We start from the raw sequence: 10,858 nt of genomic DNA, 5'->3' as shown, positions 1-10,858 counted from the left end.
ATTGAGCCCGACAGTTTTTAACCAAGAGCTCCCTCTGGCTCATAATTACCCGATGGTAAAGAGTTACTAATCTCTAATACAGTATTTTAGAATGAAACTATAATTGTTTTTAGAAAAAAAAGTGGGCTGAAAATTTGGATTACAACATAGAAGTGTCTGTCCATAAAGTACCATTTGCTGTGTTACGCTCGCCGCCAAAATCCTCATTTACGATTAGTAAACTTCGGTTTTGGCGACTTCGCAAGCCTTGCAACTGGTACTTTCTGAACAGACACACATATTGTAAAAATTTTTGCGAGTTTATAGACACGCGCTAATTATAGAAGCAAGGATTTTATGTAATTTCGTATGTTCCAAAAAGTTATTGTCAGGACAAAAAAATGTGCGAAAATTTTTCTGCACAACTGTTGTATAGTTTGAGCGAAGCAGCTATATTTGCATCGCAATTGAAAACAGGGCGCAGCCTGAAATGAAAACAAGTTTTCAGCAGTTTTTTCCAAATGTGGAGGAAAATAATCCGTTAAAATATAAGATTTAAAGAAGATTAATCCGCTAAAGCTACGGATACTAATAGGTGCAAAGTTTCTATTATTTGTAAGTTGTTATATTGATATGTTGTTATTTTGCAAATAGTTAATTTTCGAGCATTAGAGGAACTAAAAACGGGTCATTAAATTAATTGAAATAAATAAATTTATTCCTCAGTAGCTCAGTTGGTTAGAGCGGCGGACTGTTAATCCGTAGGTCGTAGGTTCAAGTCCTACCTGGGGAGCGAAAAGCTGTTCATTACCGGACGGCTTTTTTTTTGGGAATATTTCTATATAGACAGGGTTGCTTAATAACACTTAAATAATTAATAATAAATTATTTGCATCGCATTGTTCCATTTAAGGTGCAAGGTTCTTCATGCAAATCTTTAAAAATGTTTGCACCTTTAAATGTTCATTGTCAACATATCACTATTCAAAAGAATGTCGTAATAACGAACGATTTTAACTATTTAAGAGGCGCTGTGGCCTGTCCGCTTTCCGGGCCGGCGGATGGCGGGAAGCCAAAACGGGCGGCATTAATACGGATAAAAATTTCTTTTTAAGGTCGTATTGAACTCGCAAATATTTCCAATAGAAAGTCTTTATGCTGGTTTGAGAAATTACAGCTATGTTCTCGTTTCATGGCCTTGCGCAATGGCTGGAAATTTTGGCTTTCGCGGGGGGACAGGTTTAAGCGAATCAGACTTTTTGGTTTCGTTTTGGGGCAATGCCAAAAAAACAATGGAAAATGAATTTGTAACAGGCTGCTGCTGACTTTTTCAGCAGTCTCTAAATACCAATTATCAATGGATTTATAGGATTTTTCTAATCCATATATCAATCAGTTAAATTGATGATTTCTATAGAAAAAAACCTGCCGGGAAGAAATATCCTGGCAGGTTTTTTTATTTTTCCGAGTCTGTTTCTAAAGAGACTTTTAGGATTGGACTCATCAATGAATAATGAGTGCTTTATTTTTTATTCAAGTAGTGAATTCAGCATCCAAACTGTCTTTTCCTGCTCTGAAATAAAGTCACTTACCAAAGCATTGGTACCTTCATCATCAGCCTTTTCGGATACATCAAGAAGCTCTCTCTCAATTTTGATAAGAATGCTCAGATTATCCAGAGTTGCCTCAACCAATTTCATTCCATCACTTTCATTTTTTACAACCGGGATTTTAGATTTTTTCAGGTAATCCTCAAATGTATGCAGTGGTGTTCCTCCTAACGTAAGAATACGCTCCGCAACTTCGTCGATTTTCTCTGCTGCATCATCATAAAGTTCTTCAAATTTATTGTGAAGGGTGAAGAACATTTTACCTTTTACGTTCCAGTGAAAACCTCTGAGATTTTGATAATATACCTGAAAGCTGGCCAAAAGGTCATTCAGCTTTTCATTTACTTCTCCGGTGTCTTTTAGTCCGAGTAAATCATTTACTTTTTTCATAATTCTATCTTTTTTGTTTTTGTTTTGAACAAAATTACGGAATGTTTTAATGCCGGTCAAATTGAAATAGGTTATGGCGTATAGGTATTGACTATAATCTTTGTAAATGATCAGACACTATCCTTCCGTTTGTTTTATGAGTTTTTTCTCGCGATCAAATTGAGTGCAGAACCTGCCTTATACCAGGCAATCTGTTGATCGTTGTATGTATGAAGCGCTTTGATGGTATCTTTTGAACCGTCTGAATGAACAACTTCAACAGTAATTGGCCTGTCCGGGGCAAACTTCTCCAGGTCGATGAAGTTGAATGTGTCATCTTCCTGGATTTTGTCATAGTCGTCTTCATTTTCAAATGTAAGCGCCAGCATACCTTGTTTTTTCAGGTTTGTTTCGTGTATTCGTGCAAAACTCTTAACCAGTACTACTTTAACACCAAGGTGGCGTGGTTCCATGGCTGCATGCTCACGCGATGAACCTTCTCCATAGTTATGGTCGCCAACAACTACGGTGGGAATCCCATTTGCTTTATATGCTCTTTGAACGTCGGGAACTTTCCCGTATTCACCCGTAAGTTGGTTTTTAACCTTGTTGGTTTCATGGTTGAATGCATTAACTGCACCAATTAGCATGTTGTCGGAAATGTTGTCAAGATGTCCGCGAAAACGTAACCAGGGCCCGGCCATCGAGATATGGTCGGTTGTACATTTTCCTTCGGCTTTAATGAGCAGTTTGGCACCTGTAATGTTTTTTCCATCCCAGGGCTCAAAAGGTTTCAGAAGTTGAAGACGTTTGCTGTCGGGTTTTACAATAACCTCTACTTTCGAACCGTCTTTGGCCGGTTCCTGATAACCCGGGTCTTTAACGTCGAATCCTTTTGGAGGCAACTCGAATCCGGTCGGGGGATTCAGTTTAACTTCTTCGCCTTTGTCATTGGTAAGTGTATCAGTGAGTGGATTGAATCCCAGTTCACCTGATATGGCAATGGCTGTAACCAGTTCGGGCGAAGCTACGAAAGCATGTGTGTTGGGATTGCCGTCTGCACGTTTGGCAAAATTGCGGTTGAAAGAGTGGACAATGGTATTTTTTTCCTGTTTGTCGGCGCCTTCACGGGCCCACATTCCGATACATGGTCCGCAGGCATTGGCAAAAACCTTTCCGCCCATTTTTTCGAAAAGGTCAATATATCCGTCTCTTTCAATGGTATATCGTACCTGCTCGGAACCGGGTGTTACGGTAAATTCCGACTTTGCCTTCAGTCCCTTTTCGACGGCCTGTTTTGCAATAGAAGCAGCTCTTGAAATATCCTCGTATGATGAGTTGGTACATGAACCGATAAGTCCAAACTCCACTTTGGTGGGCCAACCGTTTTTCTTTGCCTCCTCACGTACTTTCGAAATAGGAGTAGCCAGGTCGGGGGTGAACGGACCGTTGAGATGCGGTTCAAGTTCATTGAGGTTGATTTCTATGACCTGGTCAAAGTATTTTTCCGGATCGGCATAGGTTTCGGGGTCTCCTATTAGGTGTTCCTTTATTTTGAGCGCTTCATCAGCCACATCGTCCCGCTTTGTTGCCCGCAGGTAACGCACCATAGCTTCATCGAAGCCAAAAGTTGAAGTGGTAGCACCTATTTCGGCTCCCATATTGCCGATAGTACCTTTTCCTGTTGCAGAGAGAGAGCGGGCTCCTTCACCGAAATATTCCAGAATGTATCCCGTTCCGCCCTTTACGGTTAAGAGCCCTGCTACTTTGAGAATTATATCTTTCGGGGCTGTCCATCCGTTGAGTTTTCCAGTCAGTTTAACCCCGATAAGTTTGGGAAATTTAACTTCCCAGGGCATACCGGCCATTACATCCACGGCATCGGCACCACCAACACCAACGGCAACCATTCCCAGCCCGCCGGCATTCGGAGTGTGTGAGTCGGTGCCGATCATCATTCCGCCGGGGAACGCGTAATTTTCGAGTACTACCTGGTGGATGATACCTGCTCCCGGTTTCCAGAATCCCAGACCGTATTTATTGCAAACCGAACTAAGGAAATCATATACCTCTTTGTTGGTTACCTGGGCGTTCTCCAGATCATCCCTGGCTCCAACCTTTGCCTGAATCAGGTGGTCGGCATGGACTGTTGATGGAACTGCCACTTTATCTTTGCCTGCCTGCATGAATTGCAGAAGGGCCATCTGAGCTGTAGCATCCTGCATGGCGACGCGATCGGGTGAAAAGTTGACATACGATTTTCCCCGTTCAAAGGGTTGCTTTGGAAGACCATCTGCCAGATGGCTGTAGAGTATTTTTTCTGTCAAAGTAAGCGGTCTTTTCAGTAGTGTCCTGGCAGCCTTGACTTTTTCGTCCATGCCGGCGTATACCCTTTTGATCATATCAATGTCGAATGCCATATTTATGTGTTTTTTTGTAAGTTTATCAGATGCTTTTGTTACGAATTGACAAATTTAGTGAAAACTTGCCATTTTTCTTATTTTCGGGGATAAAGGACTGACTTTTAATATCCCATTGCTGTTATCTGTTATTTCCGGATTGTAAAGCAGCAAAACAGATGTTAAAGGAATATGGAAACTTTCACATATTGATAACAAACAGTGCCTGTTTTTGTTGAGGATTGTCGGGCTTCGTCAAAAAAAACGCCTCCTTCAAAAGAGAAGGAGGCGCTCATAGATATAACGAAATCGTTTACTTGTAATTAGGCATTGTCCACAGAGTACATGTGTTGTACCAATTCAACAACTTTTGTTGAATATCCCATCTCATTATCGTACCAGCTGATTACCTTCACGAAGTTATCGTTCAGTCCGATGCCGGCACCTGCATCGAAAATGGAGGTGCGGGTGTCACCAACAAAGTCGTTGGAAACAACGGCGTCTTCAGTATATCCGAGGATTCCTTTCAGTTCGCCTTCAGAGGCTTCCTTCATAGCTTTGCAAATATCTTCGTATGAAGCACCTTTTTCCAAACGGCAGGTCAGGTCAACTACCGAAACATCCGGAGTTGGAATACGGAATGCCATACCTGTCAGTTTGCCGTTCAGTTCGGGAATAACTTTACCTACAGCTTTTGCAGCACCTGTAGATGAGGGGATAATGTTTTGTCCTGCTCCACGCCCGCCGCGCCAGTCTTTCATGGAGGGACCATCAACAGTTTTTTGAGTTGCAGTAGTAGCGTGAACGGTGGTCATCAGTCCTTCAACAATACCGAATTTATCGTTCAGAACTTTGGCAATAGGTGCCAGACAGTTGGTTGTACATGAAGCATTTGAAACAAAGTTCATATCTTTACTGTACTTGTCCTGATTTACACCCATAACAAACATAGGGGTGTCATCCTTTGACGGAGCTGACATGATTACTTTCTTTGCACCAGCGTCGATATGCCCCTGTGCTTTTTCTTTGGTCAGGAAAATTCCGGTTGATTCAACCACGTATTCAGCTCCTACTTCGCTCCATTTCAGGTCGGCGGGATTTTTTTCGGAAGTGACACGGATGGCGTTCCCGTTAACAACGAGTTTGCCGTCTTTTACTTCAACATCACCCTGAAAACGACCATGAGTAGAGTCGTATTTGAGCATGTAGGCCATGTAGTCAACGTCAATCAAATCGTTGATTCCTACAACCTGTACATTGTCGAAGTTCTGAGCAGCACGGAATACCAGACGCCCAATCCGGCCAAAACCGTTAATACCAATCTTAATTTTTGACATATTATCGCTTTTTTAGTGATTATATTAATTATACCTCTCGATTACGCGGTACAAAAGTAAGAAATCATAGCAAAAACATCAAGAAATAACATGCTGAAATTCTTAAATAAACGTTAATAACAACATGGGGGGTTTAAGAGATGAAATAATTTCTTTTTTGTTTTTAAGACGAAATCAGCCCGGTTCTCTTTACACAATCTTTTTGGTGGAAATATTTGTTTAAATGGAGTAAATTTTTTATTCAAAAGATGTAAAGATTTTGATTTTATTTGCTTTAAAATCTGTTTGTCAAATTGATACGTTTCATGAGATGAAAAGAACCTAAAGTTGATATTGACAAACAGAACAGAAAATGACAGTTGAATTTTTTGTAATTTTGAGGAGGTTGAAAACTAAATAGTGTCCGTCTATAAATTACGCAAAAGTTGTTTTTGGTCATGTGTCTGTTCAGAAAGTACCAGTTGCAAGGCTTGCGAAGCCGCCAAAAACGGAGTTTACTACTCGTAAATGAGTATTTTGGCGGTGAGCGTAACACAGCAAATGGTACTTTATGGACAGACACTAAATACTGTCAGAATAAACTTTTACATTAATAACAAATGAATAAAAACTATTGACTGAATTATTTTTTTAAAAAATCATCATTCTGTTTATTAAATAAGTAAGAAAAAATAAAGTCATGAGTAACACAGAAAGAATAAGCTTAAAAGGAAAAAATCGGGTATAGCCTTGGTGACCTTGCAGCCAACCTTATTTTCCAGACTTTGATGACATTTTTGGCTTTTTTCTACACCGATGTGTACAAAATTCCGCCATCGTCAGCTTCAGCTATTATTTTTGCCGGGGGAATGGTCGGGGCATTCTTTACTCCCCTTATGGGAATCATTGCCGATCGCACAAAAACACGTTGGGGAAAATTCCGTCCCTGGGTATTATGGACTGCCATACCCTTTGGTATTATCGCCATCCTTACTTTTTCAACACCTGATTTTAGTACCGAGGGTAAGATAGCCTATGCTATGATAACCTACATTCTTTTAGTTATTGTATATGCGGCCAACAATTTACCATATTCTGCTTTAAGCGGAGTGATCACAGGAAATATGGCGGATCGGAACAGCATCTCTTCTTTTCGCTTCACCGGAGTAATGATTGCTCAGTTTGTTGTTCAGGTTATATTACTTCCTTTGGTATTTATTTTAGGTGATGGCGACCGCGCTGCAGGCTTTGAGATTGTAATTGGTATTTTTGCCGGAATCGGAGTACTTTTCTTCCTGATCACTTTCTTTACCACCAAAGAAAGAATAGTGCCGTCCATGGAACAAACTACTACTCTGAAGCAGGATATTAAGGACCTTGTTAAAAACAAGCCGTGGATTATAATGTTGATTCTTACCACTTTTATCTTCATAACTCTTGCTCTAAAAAGTGGTGTTTATGTCTATTATTTCGAAAACTACCTGAGTCAGGCCCATCTTTCTGCCTTTCTTACCGATATTGGGTTCAACGGTTTGATTAATAACATTGACAGGTTCTTCGAGAATATGGGGGCTGTTGGTTTCCGCTGGCCCAATGATGCGCCTACATCCGGTTTCAGCCTTTTCAATGCGGTTGGTATCATAATGATGCTTGTGGGAATTGCCCTCTCGAAATCGCTCGCTGATAAATACGGAAAACGTGATGTCTTCATGGTCGGGCTGATAGGGGCAATGATTTCTCAGTTTTTGTTTTTGTTTTTGTCTCCTTATGCCATAGGGTTGGTTTATCTCCTTCAAATTTTTCATGGTTTTTCATACGGTTTAACCATTCCTCTGCTGTGGGCTATGATTGCCGATGTTGCCGACTATTCGGAATGGAAAAATAACAGGCGGGCTACTGCAATTGTTTTTTCAGCCATGGCTTTCGGGTTGAAGGTAGGAATGAGTCTTGGAGGTACTATACTTGCCGGATTGCTTGCACTTTTCGGCTACAATGAGCAACTGGATGTTCAGCCGGATATTGCCATCCAGGGTATTAAGCTGACGATGAGTGTATTCCCTGCTTTGACTTTCCTGGTGGGAGTTGTAAGTTTGTTCTTCTACGAAATAAATAAATCGATGGAAGTACGGATTGAACAGGATCTCCTGGCCCGGCGCAATAAGGGAAAAGAGGAAAATAAGGAAGAATAATATTTCAATACTCCGTTAAACTTTTGCAATACGCTGCAAACCAATTGTTTGAGCCCAAAGAGGTTTGGCTGTAAAAATGCAGTAGATCAAGGTTGTAACAATCATCTTACATCTTATATCTAAAAATCTAACCATCTGTTGAAATTTATTACCAACTATGAATAACATTAAAAAGATTATTACCGGAACCTCTCTTTTGGCTATTTTGTTGTTGCTGATCAGTTGCAGCCACTCCCAAAAAAAGGAATCATATACTTTTAAGGAAGCATTTGAAGGAAAATTCCTTGTGGGCGTTGCCTTAAATACCAGGCAGATTTCTGGACAGGAGCCCAAAGCAATTGATTTGGTAAAGAAACACTTTAATTCTGTTGTGGCAGAAAATTGCATGAAGATGGAAAGAATTCATCCCGAAGAGGATGCATACTACTGGGATGATGCCGATGCTTTCGTCGAGTTCGGAGAGGCTAACGACATGCATATTGTAGGTCATACCCTGGTATGGCATTCGCAAACGGCTCCCTGGATATTTGTTGATGAAAATGGGGATGATGTTTCCCGCGAAGTGCTTATTGAGCGGATGAAGAGCCATATACAAACCATTGTAACCCGTTACAAAGGACGTGTGGATGGATGGGATGTGGTGAACGAAGCCATTGAAGGCGATGGCTCGTGGCGCGATAGTAAGTGGTACAAAATTATTGGACCTGAATTTGTTGAACTCGCATTTAAATTTGCACACGAAGCAGATCCGGAAGCTGAACTTTATTACAATGATTACGGTGTGTCTGGCCGTGCCAAATGTGATGGTATCTACAATATGGTTAGCGACCTTATGGAGAAAGGAATAAAAATTGACGGGATAGGGCTGCAGGGACATGTCAATATTGATGCTCCCGAAGTTTCAGAGATGGAAGAATCCGTCGAAAAGCTTTCTTCACTTGGTCTTGATCTTATGATTACCGAGTTGGACATGACTGTTCTCCCCTGGCCGTCGGAGGAAGTAACAGCTGATATTTCACTGGATTATGAATTATCAAAGGAATATGATCCTTATTCAGAGAGTCTTCCCGACTCGGTTTTCCGGGAAATGATGGATCGGTATACAGCGTATTTTGAAATGTTTCTCAGGCATCATGAGAATATTTCGAGAGTTACGTTCTGGGGCGTCCATGATGGAGTATCCTGGAGAAATGACTGGCCCATTGAAGGACGAACCGACTATCCTTTGCTGTTCGACAGAAATTATCAGATGAAAGAAGGTGTGGATGAAATACTGAAAATGGCTGCTGAAATGGATTAGTGTTCGTTTTTAGTTAGTGCTTGTCAATAATAGTCAGTTAAAAATAGCCAAAACACAGAGACGCAGTGGGGCAAAGTTTTTATTATTAAGAGAGTTGTGGCTTGTGTCATTAATTGTGTGAACAACTAATTACCACGCATCTGTAAAAGTTTAAAAGAATATTGGGAGATACACTAATTTTATAGTACTCGTCTACAATAGATCGTTAGATTTTTAGATATAAGTAATTTAGTCAATAGTTTTTAGTCAATAGTCAATAGGAGTGACTTAGAGGTACTGACATATTTCAAAAGCTGACAAAATTGCATAAATAACATGTTTTGAGCGGTTTGTGGTTTTGTTAGATATAAGATGATTCATAATAATAATTGATATACTGTATTTTAATAAACAAACACTAATAGGCATAAATAATTGATTTGCAGTTTGTTGTAAAAGTTTGACGGAGTGTTAATTTTATGGACAGACACTAAATAGTGCGTGTCTATAAACTTTCAAAAAATTTTTTCAGTATGTGTGTCTGTTCAGAAAGTGCCAGTTGCAAGGCTTGCGAAGCCGTCAAAAACGGAGTTTACTTTTCGTAAATGAGTATTTTGACGGTGAGTGTAACACAGCAAATGGCACTTTATGGACAGAAACTAAATAAAATTTGAATATAAAAAAGACAGAGTTATGGTTAGAGATCATTTGAGAAAGGACATTTTTATTGCGGATCCGGCAGTTCATGTTTTTAACGGGAAACTTTATATTTACCCATCTCACGACTTTGATGCCGGAGTTCCAGAGGATGATCTGGGATCGCATTTTGCTATGGAAGATTATCACATTTTTTCCATGGACGACATCGACAGTGAAGCTAAGGACCACGGGGTGGCACTTCATGTTAAAGACATTCCCTGGGCCGGTCGTCAGTTGTGGGACTGCGATGCAGCATACAAGAACGGGAAGTATTATCTTTACTTTCCATTAAAAGATAAAACCGACATTTTCAGAATCGGAGTAGCAATTAGCGACAAGCCGGAAGGGCCTTTTGTACCGGAGCCATTCCCGATTTTGGGCAGCTACTCCATCGATCCTTGTGTTTTTGAAGATGAGGACGGCAAGCATTATATGTATTTTGGCGGTATATGGGGCGGGCAGCTTCAGCGTTACCGGAATAATAAGGCTATTGAATGCGGCAGCCAACCGGGCGATGATGAACCTGCTTTATGTGCCAAAGTGGCGGTTATGAGAGATGATATGCTTCAGTTTGGTGAGGAACCCAAAGATGTTATTATCCTCGACGAAAACGGGGAACCATTGAAGGCAGGTGACAATGAACGCCGCTTTTTTGAAGCGTCCTGGATGCATAAATATAACGGGAAATACTACTTTTCTTACTCAACAGGGGATACTCATAAACTGTGCTATGCCATTGGGGATAATCCTTACGGTCCATTTACTTACAAAGGCGTGATCCTTAATCCTGTAAAAGGATGGACTACTCATCATTCCATTGTGCAGTTTAAAGGAAAATGGTATTTGTTTTTCCACGATGTGGAGATTTCGGGAAAAACTCATCTGAGAAGTACCAGGTTTGCCGATTTGAATTACAGAGAGGATGGTTCCATTGAAACAATAACGGTCAATTATAAATAATTACATAGATCGGCAAAAAGAAACTTTTGGAAGTGGACTTCACGATCTATGTTAACCT

The 10,858-nt window shown here is 40.5% G+C and carries 6 protein-coding genes and 1 tRNA gene; 4 read left to right on the top strand and 3 right to left on the bottom strand.

Annotated features, from left to right (window positions below):
• Window positions 1-698: 698 nt before the first annotated feature.
• Window positions 699-772: transfer RNA gene (locus tag OQ5_RS0115860), tRNA-Asn, on the top strand.
• A gap of 736 nt (window positions 773-1,508) precedes the next feature.
• On the opposite strand, the gene OQ5_RS0115850 is transcribed toward OQ5_RS0115860, so the two are convergent.
• The 3 genes from OQ5_RS0115850 to gap all read right to left on the bottom strand — a co-directional run bounded on the left by OQ5_RS0115850 (window position 1,509) and on the right by gap (window position 5,694).
• Complete coding sequence (locus OQ5_RS0115850) at window positions 1,509-1,979, bottom strand: Dps family protein (RefSeq protein WP_016778429.1); 471 nt, start codon at window positions 1,977-1,979, stop codon at window positions 1,509-1,511.
• A gap of 134 nt (window positions 1,980-2,113) precedes the next feature.
• Entirely contained in the window at window positions 2,114-4,378 is a 2,265-nt protein-coding gene (locus tag OQ5_RS0115845) for an aconitate hydratase (protein ID WP_016778428.1), read from the bottom strand.
• 302 nt (window positions 4,379-4,680) lie between these two features.
• A complete protein-coding gene (gap, locus tag OQ5_RS0115840) occupies window positions 4,681-5,694 on the bottom strand; it encodes a type I glyceraldehyde-3-phosphate dehydrogenase (protein ID WP_016778427.1) in 1,014 nt (337 codons plus the stop codon).
• Between the two features lie 767 nt (window positions 5,695-6,461).
• On the opposite strand from gap, the gene OQ5_RS21350 reads away from it, so the two are divergent.
• From OQ5_RS21350 to OQ5_RS0115825, 3 genes are all read left to right on the top strand, one after another.
• Window positions 6,462-7,862, top strand: a complete 1,401-nt coding sequence (locus OQ5_RS21350; protein WP_016778426.1) for an MFS transporter — start codon at window positions 6,462-6,464, stop codon at window positions 7,860-7,862.
• A gap of 157 nt (window positions 7,863-8,019) precedes the next feature.
• Entirely contained in the window at window positions 8,020-9,162 is a 1,143-nt protein-coding gene (locus OQ5_RS0115830; RefSeq protein WP_016778425.1) for an endo-1,4-beta-xylanase, read from the top strand.
• A 672-nt stretch (window positions 9,163-9,834) separates the two neighbouring features.
• Window positions 9,835-10,800, top strand: a complete 966-nt coding sequence (locus OQ5_RS0115825; protein WP_016778424.1) for a glycoside hydrolase family 43 protein — start codon at window positions 9,835-9,837, stop codon at window positions 10,798-10,800.
• Window positions 10,801-10,858 lie beyond the last annotated feature (58 nt).

This window comes from Anaerophaga thermohalophila str. Valhall (genome assembly GCF_000250735.1).
In the GTDB taxonomy this organism is placed as follows: Bacteria; Bacteroidota; Bacteroidia; order Bacteroidales; family Marinilabiliaceae; genus Anaerophaga; species Anaerophaga thermohalophila_A.
The sequence above is the reverse complement of the archived record's forward strand: the minus strand, read 5'-3'. Positions and strand labels throughout refer to the sequence as shown.

Coding starts and splice junctions, on each gene's coding strand:
- OQ5_RS0115850 (WP_016778429.1), bottom strand. CDS start 1,979: ATGAAAAAAGTAAATGATTTACTCGGACTAAAAGACACCGGAGAAGTA.
- OQ5_RS0115845 (WP_016778428.1), bottom strand. CDS start 4,378: ATGGCATTCGACATTGATATGATCAAAAGGGTATACGCCGGCATGGAC.
- gap (WP_016778427.1), bottom strand. CDS start 5,694: ATGTCAAAAATTAAGATTGGTATTAACGGTTTTGGCCGGATTGGGCGT.
- OQ5_RS21350 (WP_016778426.1), top strand. CDS start 6,462: ATGACATTTTTGGCTTTTTTCTACACCGATGTGTACAAAATTCCGCCA.
- OQ5_RS0115830 (WP_016778425.1), top strand. CDS start 8,020: ATGAATAACATTAAAAAGATTATTACCGGAACCTCTCTTTTGGCTATT.
- OQ5_RS0115825 (WP_016778424.1), top strand. CDS start 9,835: ATGGTTAGAGATCATTTGAGAAAGGACATTTTTATTGCGGATCCGGCA.